This window comes from Croceicoccus naphthovorans, from assembly GCF_001028705.1.
Lineage (GTDB): Bacteria > Pseudomonadota > Alphaproteobacteria > Sphingomonadales > Sphingomonadaceae > Croceicoccus > Croceicoccus naphthovorans.
Genome location: NZ_CP011770.1, coordinates 2,192,574 through 2,213,620, shown reverse-complemented (window position 1 = coordinate 2,213,620; position 21,047 = coordinate 2,192,574). Strand labels below are relative to the sequence as shown.

Sequence of the window (21,047 nt, the reverse complement as noted above, 5' to 3'; positions counted from 1 at the left end):
AATCGGATCGCGCTTGGCCTAGGGGCGGCGGCAATCCTTTGTCTTCACAGATTCAAGCGAAAACCAGATGCATCCCTATCGCACCCATACCTGCGGCCAGTTAAGCGCCGCCAACGTCGGTGAAACCGTCCGGATCTCGGGCTGGGTCCACCGCAAACGCGACCACGGCGGCGTATTGTTCGTCGACCTGCGCGACCATTACGGCATGACGCAGGTCGTGGCCGACGAAGACAGCCCGGCGCTGGAAGTCCTGGATCGGCTGCGCGTGGAATCGGTCGTCACCATCGATGGCGAGGTGAAGGCCCGTGCTGAATCTACCGTAAACCCCAACCTTGCAACCGGCGAGATCGAAGTGTTTGCCCGGTCAATCACGGTGCAAAGCCGCGCAGACGAGCTGCCGATGCCGGTGGCCGGGGAGCAGGAATACCCCGAAGACATCCGCCTCAAGAACCGCTTCCTCGACCTGCGGCGTGACAAGATGCACGCCAACATCGTGCTGCGGTCGAAGGTGATTTCGTCGCTGCGCCGCCGGATGACCGACCAGGGTTTCCTTGAATACCAGACCCCGATCCTGACGGCATCGAGCCCCGAAGGTGCGCGCGACTTCCTCGTGCCCAGCCGTCTTCACGCAGGCAAGTTCTATGCGCTGCCGCAGGCACCGCAGATGTTCAAGCAGATGCTGATGGTCAGCGGGTTCGACCGCTATTTCCAGATCGCCCCCTGCTTCCGTGACGAAGACCTGCGCGCCGACCGCAGCCTCGAATTCTACCAGCTCGACTTCGAGATGAGCTACGTCACGCAGGAAGACGTGTTCCAGATGTTGGAGCCCGTGCTGGCCGGTGTGTTCGAGGAATTCGCCGATGGCGCGACAGTAACCCCCGCAGGCGAATTTCCGCGCATTCCCTATGCCGAGTGCCTGCTGAAATACGGCAGCGACAAGCCCGACCTGCGCAACCCGCTGATCATCTCCGACGTTACCGCGCATTTCGAACAGTCGGGCTTCGGCCTGTTCGAAAAGATCGTGGGCGGCGGCGGCAAGGTCCGCGTGATCCCCGCGCCGAACACTGCGGACAAGAGCCGCAAGTTCTTCGACGACATGAACAACTGGGCGCGGGGCGAGGGCTTTGCCGGGCTCGGCTATGTCACCCGCAAGGGCGGCGAATTCGGCGGGCCGATTGCCAAGAACCACGGCGCTGACCGGATGGAAGCGCTCTACAACGAGCTGGGCCTCGGCCCCGATGACGGGCTGTTCTTCGCCGCGGGCAAGGAAAAGGACGCCGCCAAGCTGGCCGGTGCCGCCCGCACCCGCGTGGGCGAGGAACTGGGCCTGATCGAACAGGGCTGCTTCAAGTTCTGCTGGATCGTCGATTTCCCGATGTTCGAGTACGACGAGGAGCTGAAGAAGATCGACTTCAGTCACAACCCGTTCTCTATGCCGCAGGGCGAGATGGAAGCGCTGGAGGGCAAGGACCCGCTCGACATTCTGGCTTGGCAGTACGATATCGTCTGCAACGGCTATGAACTGTCGTCGGGCGCGATCCGGAACCACCGGCCCGACATCATGTACAAGGCGTTCGAGATCGCTGGCTATTCGCAGGAAGAGGTCGACGCCAACTTCTCCGGCATGATCAACGCGTTTAAATACGGCGCACCGCCGCACGGCGGTTCGGCACCGGGCATCGACCGTATCGTCATGCTGTTGGCGGGCGAGCAGGCCATTCGCGAAGTCATCGCTTTCCCGATGAACCAGCGGGGCGAAGACCTGATGATGCAGGCTCCGACGCAGGTCAGCCCCAAGCAGCTACGCGAACTGCACATCCGCACGATCGACCCGCCGAAAGCCGATCCGGCCAAGCAGGTTCGCACCGACAATATCGGGGATTGAGCGCAAGGGCTTGTGGGCAGCGTCTCATAACCCTTGCAACCCCCGAAAACCGCCTTTAGGGCGACCCCTGAGTTTTTTACCGCTTTTAGCGAGAGGGTTTTTCCATGAGCGATACCGAGGAACGCGTTAAGAAGATCGTCGTCGAGCATCTGGGCGTCGAAGCCGACAAGGTGACGATGGATGCCAGCTTTATCGACGATCTGGGCGCGGACAGCCTCGACATCGTCGAGCTGGTCATGGCTTTCGAGGAAGAATTCGGGGTCGAAATCCCGGACGACGCCGCCGAAAAGATCACGACCGTCGGCGATGCCGTGAAGTACATCGAAGAGCACAAGGGCTAACAGCCCTTGCGTTTTGCCCGCCGCAGCCGCGGATCGGGCCGATCATGACAGGCCTGGCCCGCTGGGCTGGGCCTGTTGCGTTTGAGGCGGACCCGCATGGGGCGTGGCCGCCGGGAAGTTTGCCGGAGAAGCATTGATGCGCCGTGTTGTCATAACCGGACTTGGCCTCGTCACCCCGCTGGGTGCAGACGTAGAGACCGCGTGGTCCAACCTGATCGCCGGGAAAAGCGGTGCGGGCCAGATCACGCGTTTTGACGCCTCGGACCAGAAGTGCACCATCGCGTGCGAGGTAAAGCCCGCCGATCACGAATACGGTTTCGACCCCGACAAGCGCGTCGATTTCAAGATCCGCCGCCAGGTCGATCCGTTCATCGTTTACGGCATCGACGCCGCCGGACAGGCGCTGGAAGATGCCGGTCTCGTCGACATGGATGACGAAACGAAGCTGCGCGCCGGTTGCTCGATCGGGTCGGGCATCGGGGGGCTTCCGGGCATCGAAAGCGAATCGCTGGTGTTGAACGAACGTGGCCCGGGCCGCGTTTCGCCGCACTTCGTTCACGGGCGTCTGATCAACCTGATTTCCGGGCAGGTATCGATAAAGTACGGGCTGATGGGCCCGAACCACGCGGTCGTCACGGCCTGTTCCACCGGCGCCCACTCGATCGGTGATGCGGCGCGGATGATCAAGGATGGCGACGCCGACATCATGTTGGCGGGCGGCGCGGAATCGACGATTTGTCCCATCGGCATCGCCGGGTTCGCTCAGGCCAAGGCGCTGAACATGTCGTCTAACGATGCGCCCGAAAAGGCCAGCCGGCCCTATGACAAGAACCGCGACGGTTTCGTCATGGGCGAAGGCGCGGGCGTCGTCGTGCTGGAAGAGTACGAGCATGCCAAGGCGCGCGGCGCGAAGATCTATGCCGAAGTCGTCGGCTATGGCCTGTCGGGCGATGCCTATCATGTCACTGCACCGCACCCCGAAGGCAAGGGCGCGGAAAACGCGATGCGCATGGCGATGAAGAAGGCCGGGATGGAAGCGGGCGACATCGACTATGTCAATGCACACGGTACCTCGACGATGGCTGACACCATCGAATTGGCCGCGGTAAAGCGCGTGCTGGGCGACGATCTTGGCGGCGCTTCGATGAGCTCGACGAAGTCGGCGATCGGCCACCTCTTGGGCGGTGCCGGCGCGGTTGAGGCGATCTTCTGCATCCTGGCCATCCGCGACCAGGTCGTGCCGCCGACGCTGAACCTGGACGATCCGGACGAGGGGACCGAAGGCGTCGACCTTGTGCCGCATGTCGCGAAAAAGCGTGCGGTGAAGGCGGTGCTGAACAACTCGTTCGGGTTCGGCGGCACCAATGCGTCGCTGATCATGAAGGCGGTCGACTGACGCTATGAAGCGCGGCCCCTTATGAAACGGGGATTTCTCGTCGCGGTCGCGGTGGTGGCTATTGCCATTGCCGGTGCGGCCGGCTGGTTCGCAAGCGGGTGGTACGGCGGGTCCGAAATTGAGGAGGACACGGCGTTTATCGTGCCGACCGGCGCGTCGCTGACTTCCACGGCTGGCAAGCTGGCGGACGAGGGCCTGATCGGCTCCGCCGACGCTTTCCTGCTGCGCGCCAAGGTGTTGGGCAGCGGCGATCCGGTGAAGGCGGGGGAATTCCTGCTGCCCGCCGGGGCAAGTCCGGCGACGATCCTCGATACCTTGCAGCATGGCGAAGTGATCCGCCGGATGGTCACGGTGCCAGAGGGGCTGCCCTCGATCATGGTGCACGAACGGTTGATGGCGGAGGACCTGCTGACCGGTGACGTCGCGGTGCCTGCCGAAGGATCGATCCTGCCCGACAGCTACGACTTCGAACGGGGCGAGGCACGTGCGGTCGTGCTGGCGCGGATGCAACAGGCAATGACCGACTTCATCGCCGCCGAATGGCCGAAGCGTGATGCCGATATTCCCGTGAAAACGGTGGACGAGGCGCTGAGCCTGGCCGCTATCGTCGAGAAAGAGACCGGCGTGCCGGGCGAGCGGCGCATGGTGGCAGGGCTCTATTCCAACCGCCTGCGCATCGGGATGCGGCTTCAGGCCGATCCGACCATCATCTATCCGATTACCAAGGGCAAGCCGCTGGGCCGCCGGATCAAGCGGTCCGAGATCGATGCGGTGAACGGGTACAACACGTATTCGATGGCGGGGCTGCCGGTGGGGCCGATCACCAATCCGGGGCGCGAATCGATCCTGGCTGTGTTGCACCCGGCGGATACCAAGGCGATCTACATGGTGGCTGACGGCAGCGGCGGGCATGCCTTTGCCGACACGCTGGCCGAGCATAATGATAACGTCGCAAGGTGGCGCGCGCACCGCCGGGCTACGGGCAAATAGGTCGCCTAGCGGATAACCGCCGCGACCAGCCAGATCACGCCGGGCAACAGGATTACGCCCACGACATCCAACAACAGGCCGGACTTGATCATTGCGGGCAGGGCGATGCGCCCCGAACTCCACGCAATCGCGTTCGGTCCCGTCCCGGCGGGCAACATAAAACCCCACGATGCCGCGATGGCGGCGGGCATGGCCAGCAGGATCGGATCGACGCCCAGCGCCGCGATCAGGCCCGCGACGACTGGTATGATCGCGCTGCCCGTTGCAACATTGCTGGCAAATTCGGTGATCACGATGACTAGCGCGCAGATTGCCATTGCCACCAGGAACAGCGGCACGGCCTTCAGCGGCAGCAACATCTGGCCCAACCAATCGGCCAGTCCGGATGCGCCCATGCCGCCCGCCAACGCCAATCCGCCGCCGAACAGCAAAAGCACGTCCCACGGCGCGCGGTTCGCCTCTTTCCACGTCAGCATCGGGCGGCCCGTGCCATCCGGCAAAACGAACAGGATCAGCGCGGCAACAACCGCAACGGTCCCGTCGGTCAGCGAATCGGGCGGCAGGTAAATTCCCACGAACGGCGCGATCAGCCAGCCCGCGAAGGCGAGGGCGATGATCACGCCCATGCGTTTTTGCGGTGTCGACCAATTCGGCTCGCATGCCAAAGCGGCGCGGGCGGCGTCGATGTCGAACCGGTCGGTCGACAGGCGCTGGACCCGCGCGATCAGCCATGCCGCGATGGGTAGGGAGATTACGACCAGCGGCAGGCCGAACGCCATCCAGCGGGCGAAGCTGATCTTCACGCCCAGCATCTCGTCCAGCAGCGCGACCGCGATGGCGTTGGTGGGCGTACCGACGATGGTACCGAACCCGCCGATGGTGGCGGCAAATGCGATGCCGATGGGCAATGCACCCGCGATGCCGGACTGCCTGGGTTCGTCGCCTTCCTCACCCGTGCCGCCTGCGATCACCGCCAGCGCCATCGGCACCATGATCAGCGCCGACGACGTATTGCTGATCAGCATGGAAAGCAGCGCCGTTGCCGCCATGAAGGCCAGCAACATCGAGAACGCGCTTCGCCCACCCATCCGCACCAGTCCGCGCGCCAGTCGCCGGTGCAGGCCGGTACGCTCGATCGCCAGCGCCAGCATCGCACCGCCAAGGATCAGGAAAATGATCGGCGAATAGTACGACGACGCCACCGCCTTTGCGCCCGATACGCCAGCCAGTGGCAGGACGATGAACGGCAATAACGCTGTGGCTGAAAGCGGGATCGCCTGCGTCATCCACCACGCCGCCATCCAGCAGACGAGGCCCGCCATGTACCACGCGGGCGGCTCCATCCCGGCGGGCGGGGGCAGCACGATCGTCACCGCCATCAACGCCAGTCCCAGCCAGAAGCCGATCCGCCTGCTTGTCATTGGTTCCCCTTCACCCCCTATCATCGTTCTAGCGAAGGGACGGGTGAGGGCAAGCCGCCCCCTATCGTGTCAGCCAATCCGCAATCGTATCGCACAGGGCACGCAATACGGGCGAAGCACCGATGCGCGCCATCGCGTCCGCATCGCTGATCAGGCCGATGCGGCGTTCGGGATCGAATCCTTCCAGCCGCACCATCGCAATGCCATCGCGCGCGAAGCAACGGGGCGCGACCGTGATCGCCAGACCTGCCGCGACCATCGCCATCGCCCGTTCGTCATCGGTGGTGCGTGCCGCCATGAACGGGCGCACGCCATGCGCGGTAAAGAACCGGCTGGTATCGGACAGTGCCTCGCAATTGCGGCGGACCAGCATCGCTTCCCCGGCTAAATCGGCAGGAGCAACATCGTCGCGCGAGGCAAGCGCATGAGACGCGGGTAGGGCCATCAGGTAATCCTCTACGCCCAGATCGCGTTGCACCTCTTGTGTTTGGGCGACCGGTCCGATGACGGCGTCGAGCCGCCCGCGGTCCAGCTGTTGCATCAGATCGCGCATTCGCCCGTCGAGTAATTCGATCCGAGCACTGGCATCGGCCTTGCGCATGGCGGCAACCCCCGCGCCGATCAGTGCCGACGGAAAGGTCGAGGCGATCCCGATGCGCAGCAATTGTGCCGGGCCGCTTTCTTGCGCGACCTGTTCAGCGGCGGCGAATCCGCGTTCGATGGCGCGCGCGTGTTCGACGAAGCTGGCCCCGGCGCGAGTCAGTTCGACCCGGCGGTTCGACCGTTCGAACAGCGGCGCGCCGACCAGCCGCTCCAGCTTGGCGATCCCGGCGGACAGGGTGGGTTGCGATACGTTGCAGGCTGCGGCGGCGCGCGAAAAGCTGCCCCTATCGACCACGGCGATGAAATAGCGGATCAGGTAGCGTTCGATCATAGATGCTGTCTATATCATGGCCAAACCGTTTTCAATTTGTCGGAACGCAGGGCGGGGCCGTAGGATTTGGTCTGTACGAAGAGAGGATAGACATGCGCGCGACCCCCGATTTCGATTTCCAGCTTGGCGAGAGCGCCGTGATGATCCGCGACACCGTTTCGCGCTTCGCCGACGAACAGATCATGCCGCTGGCCGACCGCATCGACCGTGAGGACTGGTTCCCGCGTGACGAGTTGTGGCAGGCGATGGGCGAACTTGGCCTTCACGGCGTCACTGTGTCCGAAGATTTCGGCGGGCTGGGCCTCGGCTATCTCGATCACCTGATCGCTGTGGAGGAAGTGAGCCGCGCCAGCGCCTCGCTCGGCCTGTCGTACGGTGCGCACTCCAACCTTTGCGTCAACCAGATCCACCGCTGGGGCAGCGATGCGCAGAAGGCGAAGTACCTGCCCAAGTTGGTCAGCGGCGAGCATGTCGGTTCGCTGGCGATGAGCGAGGCCGGGGCCGGTTCCGATGTCGTTTCGATGAAGATGCGCGCCACGAAGGCCGATGGCGGCTGGGTGCTGAACGGTACGAAGTTCTGGATCACCAATGCCGCCTATGCCGACACGCTGGTCGTCTATGGCAAGACCGATCCCGATGCCGGGCCGAAGGGCATTACGACCTTCCTGATCGAGAAGGACTTCGACGGTTTCTCCATCGGCCAGAAGATCGAGAAGATGGGCATGCGCGGATCGCCCACCGCCGAACTGGTCTTCGACGATTGCTTCGTGCCGGACGAGAACGTCATGGCGGGCGTCGGCGAAGGCGTGAAAGTCCTGATGAGCGGGCTGGATTACGAGCGCGTCGTCCTGTCGGGCGTGCAGCTTGGCATCATCCAGGCCTGCCTCGACGTCGTCATTCCCTATGTCCGCGAACGCAAGCAATTCGGCCGCCCCATCGGTGAATTCCAGCTGATGCAGGCCAAGATCGCCGACATGTACGTAGGGCTGCAATCGGCGCGCGCCTATTCCTATGCCGTGGCCAAAGCCTGCGACGCGGGCCAGACCACGCGCTTCGACGCGGCGGGTGCGATACTGCTGGCCAGCGAGAATGCCTTCCGCGCGGCGGGCGAAGCGGTTCAGGCGCTGGGCGGGGCGGGCTATACGCTCGACTGGCCGGTAGAGCGGTTCCTGCGCGATGCCAAGCTGCTGGATATCGGGGCGGGCACGAACGAAATTCGCCGGATGCTGATCGGGCGGGAGCTCATGAGGGGATGAGCGAATCCACGCTCAACATCCTGCAATATTACGGGGCGGGCGCTGCACTTTTGGCGGCGTTCCTCGTCTCGCTCAACCTTGGCGAGCGGATCACGGGCTGGGCCTTCGTTCTGTTCGTTACCAGCTCCATCGCGCTGATCGCATGGGGTTTCTTGAACGACGAAGGTGCGGGGATCGGCTGGCAGAACGTCGGTCTTCTGATCATCAACGTGGTCGGCGTTTACCGCCACCTGATCGCGCCGAAAAATCGAAAGGCCCATAAATGAGTGCGCCCGTCCTGACATCGAAACTCGACCTGTCCTCACCAGAGGCGCAGGCGCGCGCGAAGCACAACCGCGCGCTGGTTGACGAACTGCGCGCAAAGGTTGCGGAAGCCGCGCTGGGCGGAGCGGAGCGGTATCGCGAACGCCATGTCGCGCGCGGCAAGCTGCTGGCGCGCGACCGGGTGGAGCGTCTGCTCGATCCCGGTTCGCCCTTTTTGGAAATCGGCCAGCTAGCTGCCAACGGCATGTATGGCGGCGACGTGCACGGGGCCAGCATCGTTGCGGGCATCGGCATGGTGTCGGGCCGCCAGTGCATGATCGCCGCCAACGATCCCACCGTGAAGGGCGGCAGCTATTACCCGATGACGGTAAAAAAGCACCTTCGTGCGCAAGAGATCGCAGAGGAAAACCGCCTGCCGTGCATCTATCTTGTCGATAGCGGCGGCGCGAACCTGCCCTTTCAGGCAGAGGTCTTCCCCGACCGCGATCACTTTGGCCGCATCTTCTACAACCAGGCGCGGATGAGCGGGATGGGCATTCCGCAAATCGCATGTGTCATGGGCAGCTGCACTGCGGGCGGCGCCTATGTTCCGGCGATGAGTGACGAGACGGTGATCGTGCGTGAACAGGGCACGATTTTCCTTGCCGGGCCGCCACTGGTGAAGGCCGCGACGGGTGAAGAAATCAGCGCCGAGGATCTGGGCGGCGGCGACCTCCACACGCGCAAGTCGGGCGTGGCCGATCACTTGGCCGAGAACGACGAACATGCGCTGACCATCGTGCGCGACATTGTCAGCCACCTTGGTGTGAACGAAGGCGCGGCGGTCGAATTCAAGACCCCGGTCCCGCCGAAATACGACGCCGACGAGCTCTATTCTATCGTCCCCGACGACGTGCGTGCGCCCTATGACGTGCACGAAATCGTCGCGCGCATCGTCGACGGCAGCGAATTTCACGAGTTCAAGCCGCTCTACGGCAGTTCGCTCGTCACCGGGTTCGCGCATATCCACGGAATGCCGGTGGCGATCCTTGCCAACAACGGCGTGCTGTTCAGCGAATCCGCGCAGAAGGGCGCGCACTTCATCGAACTGGCGTGTCAGCGGCGCATCCCCTTGCTGTTCCTGCAGAACATTTCCGGCTTCATGGTCGGCGGCAAGTACGAGGCGGAGGGCATTGCCAAGCACGGCGCAAAGCTGGTGACCGCCGTTGCCACCGCGCAAGTGCCGAAGGTTACCGTCCTGATCGGCGGCAGCTTCGGCGCGGGGAACTACGGCATGGCGGGCCGCGCCTATCAGCCGCGTTTCCTGTTCAGTTGGCCCAACAGCCGGATCAGCGTGATGGGCGGCGAACAGGCGGCCAGCGTGCTCGCCACCGTGCACCGCGATGCCGATACGTGGAGCGCCGAGGAAGCCGAAGCCTTCAAGGCCCCGATCCGCGAAAAGTACGAGGACGAGGGCAACCCCTACTACGCCACCGCCCGGATGTGGGACGACGGTGTGATCGATCCGGCGCAGACGCGCGACGTGCTGGGCCTTGCCTTCCGCGCCGCACTCGAAGCTCCGATCCCAGACCGTGCGCCGTTCGGCGTGTTCAGGATGTAATGGCCATGATCAAATCCCTCCTCATCGCCAATCGCGGCGAAATCGCCTGCCGGATCATCCGCACCGCCCGCGCCATGGGCGTGCGCACCGTGGCGGTTTATGCCGATGCCGATGCCAAGGCGCTGCACGTACGCATGGCGGACGATGCGGTGCATATCGGCCAGTCACCGGCGGCCGAGAGCTATCTGGTTGGCGAGCGCATCATTGCCGCCGCGAAACAGACCGGGGCGGAAGCGATCCACCCCGGCTATGGCTTTCTGTCCGAGAACGCGGCCTTCGCTCAGGCGGTGATCGATGCCGGGCTGGTCTGGGTCGGTCCCAAGCCTGCCAGCATCAATGCGATGGGGCTGAAAGACGCGGCCAAAGCGCTGATGGCAGAGGCGGGCGTGCCGGTCACGCCGGGCTATATGGGAGAAGACCAGTCCGATGAGCGGTTGAAGGCCGAGGCCGATGCCATCGGCTATCCGGTGCTGATCAAGGCCGTTGCGGGCGGAGGCGGCAAGGGTATGCGCAAGGTCGATGCCGAAGGCGACTTCCTGTCCTCGCTCGAATCCTGTCGACGTGAGGCGCGAGCCAGCTTTGGCAACGACGTCGTCCTGATCGAGAAGTTCATACTCTCACCCCGCCATATCGAGGTTCAGGTCTTCGGGGACAGCCAAGGGAATGTCGTGCACCTGTTCGAACGCGACTGTTCGCTGCAACGACGTCATCAGAAGGTGATCGAGGAAGCGCCCGCGCCGGGCATGAACGAAGCGACGCGAGAGGCAATCTGTGCCGCCGCGGTCAAGGCCGCGCAGGCGGTGAACTACGAAGGCGCGGGAACGATCGAATTCATCGCCGACGCCAGCGAAGGACTGCGCGCCGATCGCACATGGTTCATGGAAATGAACACGCGGCTTCAGGTCGAACACCCGGTGACAGAGGAAATCACCGGCGTCGATCTGGTCGAATGGCAGCTGCGCGTTGCCAGTGGTGAGCCCATCCCACTGCGCCAGGAAGAGCTGTCCATCGATGGGCACGCAATGGAAGTGCGCCTTTATGCCGAGGATCCGGCCAGCGGCTTCCTGCCCAGCACCGGGCGGCTGGACCGCTTGGCATTCGGCGACGCGACCCGCATCGAAACCGGTGTCGAAGAAGGCGGGCAGGTCTCCCCGTTCTACGATCCGATGATCGCCAAGGTCGTATGTCACGGCGAGGATCGCGAAGCGGCCATCGATGCGCTGATCGACTCGCTGGCGGATACAGAAGTTTGGCCGGTGCGTACCAATGCGGGCTTTCTGGTCCGTGCGCTGGATGCAGAGGATTTCCGCAAGGCCGATCTCGACACCAGTTTTATCGAGCGCCACGGCGACGATCTGATCCCCAGTGGCGAGGCAGACGATGCGATCTGGAGCGTTGCCGCGCAGATCGCAGCGGGCGACGATCAGGACGAACTGGTCGGTTTCCGTCTGAATGCCCCGGCACGTCATGCCGTGTGGCTGTCGCATCGCGGTGAGGGGCGGTTAATCGATCTGGCCGAGGCCGAAGCCATTGCCTTCGAAGATGACGGAGACCTGTTGAGTGCTGTCGATACGACGGCGACCGCATACGCCGATGGCGATCGCGTCGTCGTCTTTTCCGATGGTGTCGGTTACGCGTTTGACACCGCCGTACGCGGATCTGGCCAAGGCTCTGCGGCAGATGGTGCGATCTTTGCGCCGATGCCGGGGAAAGTCATCGCGGTCGACGTGGCGGAGGGCGATAGCGTTGCCGAAGGGCAGCGCCTGCTCGTGCTGGAAGCAATGAAGATGGAGCACGCGATGACCGCGCCTTTTGCGGGCACGGTCAAGTCGTTGACCGTCGCGGCGGGGCAGCAGGTAGAGGTCGAATCGCTGCTGGTCGAGATCGAGCCCGACGAAGGCTGATACGCGCCCTAACGGGCCTTCAAGTTTCACAGGAAACCATATAGTCTACTGCCGTGCGCGGCGGCCTGACCGCGTGCGCTCATCCATATGCGGCGGAATCGTTTTGCCGCACGGTGAGTTGACATTACGTCTGGGAACGTTCACATGAACGTTCACAACGTAATTCCGGACGCGTCGGAGTGTACCGATTCGCCGGGTCAGGGGAGAGGACTGATGGCGCGACGCAGCCAGCGCACACCTATTCGTTTCATGCTTGGAGCATCGGCCATCGCTATGGCCACGATGCCGCAAATCGCTTTCGCGCAAGACGCCGACGACGCGGCAGAGGATGATAACGTCATCCTCGTCACCGGTATCCGCGCATCGCTGGAAGCCGCGGCCGACATCAAGCGCGAGGCGCAGGGTGTCGTCGATGCGATCAGTGCCGAGGATATCGGCAAGTTCCCCGATACCAACCTTGCCGAATCGCTTCAGCGCATCACCGGCGTGTCGATCGACCGCAGCAACGGCGAAGGCTCCAACGTCACGGTTCGCGGCTTCGGTCCCGAATTCAACCTTGTCCTGCTGAACGGTCGCCAGATGCCCGCATCTGGCCTTGGCAACGGCACGGAAGCGCCGGTTTCGCGCAGCTTCGATTTCGCGAACCTCGCGTCAGAGGGTATTGCGGGGGTCGAGGTCTACAAGTCGGGCCGCGCCTCGCTGCCCACCGGCGGTATCGGCTCGGTCATCAACATCAAGACCCCGCGCCCGCTGGACCGCCCCGGCGCGCGCGGCAGCGTTGGCGCGAAGGCGGTCATGGACCACACCTTCGAAGGCACGAAGATCACGCCCGAAATCTCGGGCATTTACAGCACCACGTTCGCCGACGACACGATGGGCGTGATGGTCTCCGGATCGTACCAGCGCCGCAAGGCCAGCTTGGCCCAGTTCAACGCGGGTTGGCGCGAAGGCTATCTGGGTGACGAGAACAACTGGGGTTCGCTCGGCTATGGCGACAATGTCGAAAATCGCCCTGATGCGACCGATATCTATCAGGTAACGCAGAATGCCGGGTATGACTTTACCGACATCGACCGCGAACGGTTCAACGGGCAGGCGGTGTTCCAGATTCGCCCGACAGACAACCTGACCGGTACGCTCGACTACACGTTCTCTCAAAACACGATCGAAGCGCGCACGAATTCCATCGGCGTGTGGTTCAACCATGAAAACACGAGCAGCAGCTGGACCGACGGCCCGGCGGCGGGCCCGAATTTCTATTCCGAAACGTTCGGCCCGAACAAGGACCTTGCCATTACCGGCGCGGTTGCGGCCAACCGTTCGATCAACCACTCGCTGGGCGGCAATCTCGAATGGGAAGGGCCGGGCGGCCTGTCCCTGGTCCTCGACGCGCACCATTCGACCGCCACGTCGAAGCCCACCTCGCCTTATGGCAGCAACATTGCGGTGGGCGCGGCGATCTATGGTGTAGAGGCGCAGACCGTGGACTTCACCACCGACATGCCGGTGATCTCGGTCGACATGTTTCCGGGATCGGAAATCGATGCATCGAACATCCGTCCTGCGGGCAACGCCTTCCGCAATGCCTATATGCGGGACCGGATCAACGAAGTCGCGTTGAAGGGCCACTACGATTTCGACGCTTCGTTCATCGAAAGCCTCGATTTCGGCGCGACCTATACCGACAACAAGGTGCGGTCGGCCTACGGCTTTATCCAGAACGAAACGTGGAGCGGTACGCTCCCCGCCGACGAAACGCCCGACGACCTGTTCGACATGACCGACCTGTCGGACGACCTGGCCGGTATGGAAGGTTCGGACGATCCCGCGATCATCCCGAACTATTTCAAGGTCGATACCGTCGGCCTTATCAACCTGCTCGACGATGAGCTGGGCATCTGCGCCAACACCGGCGCGGGTGCGGGCACCTGTCTTGCCGACTACACCATCGACCGTCGCATCCGCGAAAAGACGTTTGCACCGTACATTCAGTCGCTGCACACCTTCGACCTTCTGGCAGATAAGGCGCACCTGCGGCTTGGCCTGCGGTACGAAAAGACGAAGATCAACTCTTCGGCGCTGGTGCCGGTGGCGGTCAGCACCGCGTGGACCGGCGCAAACGAAATCGCGATCAACTATTCGGGCGGCACGACCGAAACCCGCAAGGGAAGCTACGACAACTGGCTGCCCGCGATCGACTTCGACATGTCGCCGATCCAGGACGTGAAGCTGCGCGCCAGCTACAGCCACACGATCACGCGCCCGAACTATGGCCAGCTGCAGGGCGGCATCGCGCTTGCGGCCCCGATTCGTCCGGATGGCGGCAGTACCGCATCGGTCGGCAACCCGGGCCTGCTGCCCTACAAGTCGAAGAACATCGACCTGTCGGCAGAGTGGTACTATGCCCCCGCCAGCTATGCGTCGGTCGGCTATTTCCGCAAGAAGGTGTCGGACTTCCCGGTCACGCTGATCAGCGAAGGCCCGCAATACGGCCTGACCAACCCGGCTCAGGGCCTTGGCGGTGAACTGATCGACGAGGCGATTGCCAACCTGCCCGCCGATTCCACCTTCGGCGACCAGCTGGCCTATATCGCGGCCAATTACCCAGAGGTGATCGACCCCGTTACGGGCGGCATCCTGGGGCAGCCCGACGATCCGCTGGTGAACTTCCGCCTGTCGACCCCGTTCAATGGTGACCGCACCGCGACGATCGACGGCTGGGAATTCGCGGTCCAGCACAACCTGTGGGACACCGGCTTTGGCGTGATCCTGAACTACACCATCGTGGACAGCGACACGTATTACGACAATACGCTGCGCTATACCGCCACCCAGTTCGCAATCACCGGCGTCAGCGACAGTGCCAACGCGGTCCTGTTCTATGACAAGGGCCCGCTGCAGGCGCGCGTCGCCTACAACTGGCGCGATGGCTTCCTTGCCAATTATGGTTCCGACCCGTTCTACGTCGAAAGCTATGGCCAGTGGGACGCCAGCGCGAGCTATGAGTTCATGGAGGGCCTGACGGCATTCGTGGAAGGCATCAACATTACCAATGCCGACCGTCGGGGCCACATGCGCAACGATCAGACGACGTACTTCGCCGCACCGGGCTATGCCCGCTATGCGACGGGGGTACGTTACACCTTCTGATCGCAATGATGGGATCGGCGATCGGGTGCTGGCGGGTTGAGCGACCTCTCTGGCACCCACGGTCGCCGCAAAAGGCGAGGGAAGGGCAGCATTGCCCCGTCCAATCCCCGCCGATAGCAGAAGGTCGCCCGCGCACACTCCCTCGCGCGCGGGCGGCTTTCGCGTTAGTAAATGGCGTTAGTCTAGGGCGGACTGTCAAAGCGGCCGAGAGGATGCAAGGACCATGAGCGGCACTGTCGATCATGTCGTGATCGCCGGAGGAGGCACAGCCGGATGGCTTGCGGCCTGCACGATAGCCGCGCGCGGTCCCCGCGACGTTGCCCGCCCGCTTGCCGTGACCTTGGTCGAGGCGCCCGACATTCCGACTATCGGCGTGGGCGAAGGTACATGGCCGACCATGCGCGCGACGCTGGCCGCCATCGGGATCGCCGAGGAAGAATTCCTCACCGCCTGCGATGCTTCGTTCAAGCAGGGGTCGCGGTTTGACGGCTGGCGCGACGGGTCGGCTGGCGACAGCTATCTGCATCCATTCACCTCACCGGTGGGCGATGCACCGCGCGATGCGGTTGCTGCGTGGACGGCGGCGGGCGGCGGTTTCGCCGACGCGGTGACGCCGCAGGCCGAGGTTTGCGAGCAAGGTCTCGCCCCGCGCCAAAAAGCAATGCCGGGTTACGCCGGGGCGCTGAACTATGGCTACCACCTCGACGCGGGAAAGCTGGTCGATCTGCTGAAGCGCCATGCCCTGGGTTTGGGCGTGCGGCATGTTGCCGCGCGGATCGAGGGCGTGGACCGCGCGGCAAACGGCGACATCGCGGCGCTCGTGCTGGATAGCGGCGAAGTGTTGTCGGGCGATCTCTACATCGATTGCACCGGCATGCGCGGACTGCTGATCGCAGGCGAAATGGGGGCGGGGCGGATCGACCGGTCAGACGTGCTGTTCAACGACCGAGCCTTGGCCGCGCAAGTGCCCACCGCGCCGGATAGCGCCATTGCCTCGGTCACCGTCGGCACGGCGCACGATGCGGGCTGGTTATGGGATATTGCCCTGCCGACACGGCGTGGGATCGGGTGCGTCTATGCCTCGCGGTTCTGTTCCGACGATCGGGCGCTTGCTACCTTGCGCGATTACGTCGCGCGGGCCTTGCCGGGGGTACCGGTACCCGAACCGCGCCTGCTGCGGTTCGAAAGCGGGCATCTCGACCGGTTCTGGATCGGCAATTGCCTTGCCATCGGGCTGTCGGCAGGGTTCGTGGAGCCGCTGGAAGCTTCCGCCATTGTCATGATCGAATTGTCGCTGCGCGCGCTGATGGACGGATTTCCCGAAACCCGGGCGGAGATGGACATCCACGCCCGCCGTTTCAACCAGCTTTTCCGCACGCGTTGGGACAGGATCGTTGATTTCCTCAAGCTGCACTACGTCCTCTCGGACCGCGGTGGTGCCTATTGGCAGGCGCACCGCGAGACCGTGCCGGACAACCTTGCGGATCTGCTGACACTGTGGCGCAATCATGTGCCGACCAGCGCCGATTTCCCGATGGCGGATGAGATCTTCCCGGCGGCCAGCTGGCAGTACGTGCTATACGGCATGGGCGCACCCGCACCGCGTCTGCCGACATGGCAAAGCGCTGGCGGTGAAGTCTCCCGCCGCGCGCGTCAGCTTGCTTCCGCGCTGCCCACCAATCGCGCATACCTCGATACCCTGCGCAACACCGCGCCCGTCCGCCAAGCCACAGGATGCCCCGCATGAGCCAGCACGCCGTTCTCGACCCGCAAGCCCACCGCGATCTGCGGGTCGCGATGCAGCCCGATGCCGAACTGGGCGATGCGGTCATGTCGTGTGTCACCGTGCCGGTCGAATTCCGGCAGGTGCAGGCGCATTTCCCGATCCTGTTCCACAAGAACCCCGCCGACGACCGGTTCCACGCGGTCGCGCTGTTCGGGTTCGAAAATGGCGAGAATCTGTTCCTGAAGGATGGACAGTGGGACGCGCTCTATCGCCCGCTGGCGCTCGCCATTCAGCCGTTCTTGATCGGGCGTAGCGCCGATGGCGAAGGCCCGGCGCAAGTCCATATCGACATGGCGCACCCGCGCGCCGGACATGTCGATGGCGTCCGCCTGTTCGACGATGCGGGCGAGGCGACGCCCTATCTGGAGGATACCGCGGGAAAGCTGGGCTTGCTCGATGCAGGCTATCGTGAATGTGCGGACTTCTTCGCTGCGCTGAAGGCATATGACCTGCTCGAACCCTTTACCCTGGAGGTTGAGCTGGACGACGGGGCCAGGCGCAGCCTCGTCGGGTTTCACATCATCAACGAGGATCGCCTGCGCACACTGGATGCGGCTGCGCTCGGCGAATTGCACACGGCGGGGCACCTGATGCCGATCTTCATGGCACTCGCCTCGCTCTCGCACCTGACCGACCTTGTCGCGCGCAAGAACCGCCAGTCGGTCCATGCCTGATACCGTTACCGCTCTTCCGCATGTCGCAGAGCGCGAGGTGGCCCAGCCTGGCGCGCTCGACGCGATGCTGCGCGGGGCGGACCAGCCGTTCGTGGTGCGCGGGCTGGCGGCGGATTGGCCGCTGGTGCGGGCCGCACAGATGTCATCCGCAGAGGCGCGGCGGTACCTGCTCAACCACGCGGTGGAGCGGCCCTTCATGGTCTCGGTTGCCGCGCCGGAGAGCGACGGTCGTCTGTTCTACGACGATACGATGCAGATGAATTTCCGCACCTCACGCGCCAGGCTGCCGACGATTTTTCAGAAAATGGATGAGGGAGAGGCGATGGAACAGTCGCCCGCGATCTACCTCGCCTCTATCGACGTGCATGAGCATTTTCGCGGGCTGCACGATGCGAACCATGTCGATCTCGGCAATCGCGATGCGCTCGCCTCGATCTGGATCGGCACCAAGACGCGTATCGCCGCGCACAACGATTTTCCCGACAACCTTGCGGTCTGCGCCGCTGGACGTCGCCGGTTCACGGTCCTGCCGCCCGACCAGTTCCGCAACCTCTACCTCGGCCCTGTCGACAACACGCCTGCAGGCCGCGCGATTTCGATGGTCGATTTCGAACAACCCGATTTCGCCGCGCACCCGCGTTTCCAAGAGGCGCTCTGCCATGCGCAAGTCGCCGAACTCGAACCCGGTGATGCGATCTTCGTGCCGTCGATGTGGTGGCACCATGTCGAGGGGTTGGCCCCGTTCAACGTGTTGGTGAACTACTGGTGGCGCGATACGCCGCGCTATCTGGGCCAGCCGCAGGATGCACTGAACCACGCGATGATGACGATCCGCGACTTGCCCGAAAAGGACCGCAAGGTCTGGCGCGACCTGTTCGATCACTATGTTTTCGACGCGGATGAGAATGTGACCGCGCATATCCCCGAACACGCTCGCTCCGTTCTCAATCCGCTTACCCCCGAAACCGCCGGGCGCCTTCGCGCCTTCCTGCTCAGGACCCTTAGCCGATGACCCAGCAACCGATCCGCATCGTCATAGCCGGTGGTGGCACCGCCGGGTGGATGACCGCCGCCGCGATGTCGCGCACGCTGGGCCGCACCGCACACGTCACGCTGGTGGAAAGCGACATGATCGGCACGGTCGGGGTGGGAGAGAGCACGATCCCGCCGCTGGTCAACTATCTGCGACTGTTGAACATTCCCGAACCGGATTTCATGCGGGCCACCCATGCGACATTCAAGCTGGGCATCCAGTTCGATAACTGGCGCGTGCCGGGCGAAAGCTATTTCCACTCGTTCGGCGGGACGGGCAAGGACCACTGGACGGCGGGCTTCCAGCACTTCTGGATGGAAGGCAAGGCGCGCGGGCACGACGTTTCGTATGACGAATACTGCACCGAACTGGTCGCCGCGCGGGAAAGCAGGTTCGCGCACTTGCCCGACGGGCGCTTGAACTATGCGTTTCAACTGGACGCCACCGCCTTCGCCCGTTTCCTGCGCGGCATTGCCGAAGGCGAGGGCACGCAGCGCGTCGAGGGCAAGATCGCGCATGTCGAAATGGACGGCGAGAGCGGCGATGTCGCCGCGCTGACGCTGGAAAGCGGCACCCGGATCGAGGGCGACCTGTTCATCGATTGCACCGGCTTCCGCGCGCTGATCATGGGGCAGGCGCTGCACATTGGCTACGACGACTGGACCCATTGGCTGCCTTGCGACAGCGCCATCGCGGTCCAGACCAGCAGCGTGCGTCCGGCGGTGCCCTATACCCGTGCGATGGCGCACGATGCGGGCTGGCAGTGGCGCATCCCGCTGCAGCACCGGGTTGGCAACGGCATCGTTTATTGCAGCCGCTATCTCGATCACGATGCGGCAGAGGAACGCCTGCTGGGCAATATCGAGGGCGAGACGACGACAAAGACCAACCGGTTGCGTTTCGTCACCGGTGCGCGGCGCAAGCAGTGGCATCGCAACTGTGTCGCCATCGGGCTGTCGTCGGGCTTTATGGAGCCGCTCGAATCGACCTCGATCCACCTGATCCAGCGCGCGATCATGCGCGTGATCCGCATGCTGCCCGCAGGCCGCGTGTCGGAACGCGATGAGGCCGAATTCAACGCGCAGCAGATGCAGGACATGGAGCAGATTCGCGATTTCCTGATCCTGCACTACAAGGCGACGGACCGCCGCGATTCCGCGTTCTGGCGGCACTGCGCCAGCATGGAGATCCCCGACAGTCTTGCGCACAAGATCGCGCTGTTCCGCGAAACCGGCCGCGTGTTCCGCACGAACGAGGAACTGTTCGTCGAGAATTCGTGGATACAGGTGATGATGGGGCAGGGGATCATGCCGCAAAGCCACCACCCGGTCGCGGGCAAGCTTTCGGACCGCGAACTCGAACACTTGCTGCGCGGCCTGCGCGAAACAGTCGCGAAAACGGTCGGCAGTCTGCCAGCCCACGCCGATTACGTGGCAAAGTACTGCGGCGCGCAGGAGGCGGAAGCGGCCTGATGCGACAAGCAATTGCTGCGCTTGCCTTTGGTTGGAGCCTGAGCGCCTGTGCCACCGTGCCCCCCGCCGAACCGGAGTGGGAGCTCGTCTGGTCGGACGAATTCGACATGGCAGACATAGACCGCACTAAGTGGGACTTTGACATCGACTGCTGGGGCGGCGCGAATGACGAACGCCAGTGCTATACCGATCATGCCCGCAACGCGCGCATAGAGGACGGCGTGCTGGTGATCGAGGCACATGAGGAGGAAACGACCGGCCCCGCCATCCCGATCCACCGTCGCAAGCCGGGCGTAAAAGTGCCGGTGGACACCAAGCCCTATACCAGCGCCCGCATGGTCACGCGCGGCAAGGCAGCGTGGCAATACGGCAAGATCGAGGTGCGCGCGCAGCTGCCGCAGGGGCAGGGCACATGGCCCGCGATCTGGATGATGCCAGAGCACGACGCCTATGGCCTGTGGGCGCTGTCGGGCGAGATCGACGTCATGGAGGCGGTCAACCTCGGCGTGCCATGCGAGGGCTGCCCAGGTGGTAAGGAAAACACGATCCTCGGCACACTGCACTTCGGCGGCGAGCCGCCTGAAAATGCGCTCAAAGGCGACGAAGTGCCCTATCCGCCGGTCCTGTCGGGCTATCACGTCTTTGGACTGGAATGGAGTGCAGAGCGCATGGTCTGGACCGTGGATGGCAAACCCTTTGCCATCCGCACCGCCAGCGAGTGGTACAGCGATGCCGCGCCCGGCAATCGTCTGGCCCCGTTTGACCAGCCGTTTCACCTGATCCTCAACCTTGCTGTTGGCGGTCGTTTGCCCGAAGGTCGGGGGCTTGGCGGCTTCGATCCCGGCGATTATCCGAAACGTATGAAGGTCGACTGGGTTCGCATCTGGCAATGCGCCGCCGATCCGGCTACCGGGTCCGCCTGCGAGCGATAGGGGGAATCG

At 63.7% G+C, this 21,047-nt stretch carries 16 protein-coding genes; 14 read left to right on the top strand and 2 right to left on the bottom strand.

All coding sequences use genetic code 11. The features are described from left to right. The first annotated feature begins 67 nt into the window (after nt 1-67). From aspS to mltG, 4 genes are all read left to right on the top strand, one after another. Nucleotides 68-1,885: an aspartate--tRNA ligase gene (gene aspS, locus AB433_RS11135; protein WP_047821045.1), complete on the top strand. Its 1,818-nt coding sequence runs from the start codon at nt 68-70 to the stop codon at nt 1,883-1,885. 104 nt (nt 1,886-1,989) lie between these two features. Beyond that, a complete protein-coding gene (locus AB433_RS11130; protein ID WP_047821044.1) occupies nt 1,990-2,226 on the top strand; it encodes an acyl carrier protein in 237 nt (78 codons plus the stop codon). A gap of 136 nt (nt 2,227-2,362) precedes the next feature. After that, entirely contained in the window at nt 2,363-3,622 is a 1,260-nt protein-coding gene (fabF, locus tag AB433_RS11125) for a beta-ketoacyl-ACP synthase II (protein ID WP_047823905.1), read from the top strand. Between the two features lie 21 nt (nt 3,623-3,643). Continuing rightward, nucleotides 3,644-4,612 carry an endolytic transglycosylase MltG gene (gene mltG, locus AB433_RS11120; protein ID WP_047821043.1) on the top strand — a complete coding sequence of 323 codons (969 nt, stop codon included), beginning with the start codon at nt 3,644-3,646 and terminating at the stop codon, nt 4,610-4,612. Nucleotides 4,613-4,617: 5 nt separating this feature from the next. Here mltG and AB433_RS11115 read toward each other — a convergent pair whose 3' ends face one another. Continuing rightward, nucleotides 4,618-6,033, bottom strand: a complete 1,416-nt coding sequence (locus AB433_RS11115; protein WP_082134899.1) for an SLC13 family permease — start codon at nt 6,031-6,033, stop codon at nt 4,618-4,620. A 61-nt stretch (nt 6,034-6,094) separates the two neighbouring features. Continuing rightward, complete coding sequence (locus tag AB433_RS11110) at nt 6,095-6,967, bottom strand: LysR family transcriptional regulator (protein ID WP_047821041.1); 873 nt, start codon at nt 6,965-6,967, stop codon at nt 6,095-6,097. A gap of 92 nt (nt 6,968-7,059) precedes the next feature. Here AB433_RS11110 and AB433_RS11105 point away from each other — a divergent pair, with 92 nt between their 5' ends. From AB433_RS11105 to AB433_RS11060, 10 genes are all read left to right on the top strand, one after another. Further along, nucleotides 7,060-8,223 (top strand): isovaleryl-CoA dehydrogenase, encoded by a 1,164-nt coding sequence (locus AB433_RS11105; protein WP_047821040.1) that lies wholly within the window; start codon nt 7,060-7,062, stop codon nt 8,221-8,223. Further along, nucleotides 8,220-8,489, top strand: coding sequence for a hypothetical protein (locus AB433_RS11100; protein WP_047821039.1), 270 nt, complete (start codon nt 8,220-8,222; stop codon nt 8,487-8,489). Before AB433_RS11105 ends, AB433_RS11100 begins: the two co-directional genes overlap by 4 nt. Then, nucleotides 8,486-10,087, top strand: a complete 1,602-nt coding sequence (locus tag AB433_RS11095; RefSeq protein WP_047821038.1) for a carboxyl transferase domain-containing protein — start codon at nt 8,486-8,488, stop codon at nt 10,085-10,087. The genes AB433_RS11100 and AB433_RS11095 overlap by 4 nt, the downstream gene beginning before the upstream one ends. Nucleotides 10,088-10,092: 5 nt before the next feature. Continuing rightward, the gene (locus tag AB433_RS11090; RefSeq protein ID WP_047823903.1) at nt 10,093-11,991 is read left to right on the top strand and encodes an acetyl/propionyl/methylcrotonyl-CoA carboxylase subunit alpha; all 1,899 of its coding nucleotides are present in this window, start codon (nt 10,093-10,095) and stop codon (nt 11,989-11,991) included. Between the two features lie 249 nt (nt 11,992-12,240). Further along, nucleotides 12,241-15,141: a TonB-dependent receptor gene (locus AB433_RS11085; protein ID WP_245626648.1), complete on the top strand. Its 2,901-nt coding sequence runs from the start codon at nt 12,241-12,243 to the stop codon at nt 15,139-15,141. 223 nt (nt 15,142-15,364) lie between these two features. Continuing rightward, nucleotides 15,365-16,888, top strand: coding sequence for a tryptophan halogenase family protein (locus AB433_RS11080; protein WP_047821036.1), 1,524 nt, complete (start codon nt 15,365-15,367; stop codon nt 16,886-16,888). Then, the gene (locus tag AB433_RS11075; RefSeq protein WP_047821035.1) at nt 16,885-17,601 is read left to right on the top strand and encodes a SapC family protein; all 717 of its coding nucleotides are present in this window, start codon (nt 16,885-16,887) and stop codon (nt 17,599-17,601) included. The genes AB433_RS11080 and AB433_RS11075 overlap by 4 nt, the downstream gene beginning before the upstream one ends. After that, nucleotides 17,594-18,613, top strand: coding sequence for a cupin-like domain-containing protein (locus tag AB433_RS11070; protein WP_053059125.1), 1,020 nt, complete (start codon nt 17,594-17,596; stop codon nt 18,611-18,613). The genes AB433_RS11075 and AB433_RS11070 overlap by 8 nt, the downstream gene beginning before the upstream one ends. Next, on the top strand, nt 18,610-20,106 hold the full coding sequence (locus AB433_RS11065; protein ID WP_047821034.1) for a tryptophan halogenase family protein: 1,497 nt from the start codon (nt 18,610-18,612) through the stop codon (nt 20,104-20,106). Before AB433_RS11070 ends, AB433_RS11065 begins: the two co-directional genes overlap by 4 nt. Next, on the top strand, nt 20,106-21,038 hold the full coding sequence (locus AB433_RS11060) for a glycoside hydrolase family 16 protein (RefSeq protein ID WP_047821033.1): 933 nt from the start codon (nt 20,106-20,108) through the stop codon (nt 21,036-21,038). The genes AB433_RS11065 and AB433_RS11060 overlap by 1 nt, the downstream gene beginning before the upstream one ends. Nucleotides 21,039-21,047 lie beyond the last annotated feature (9 nt).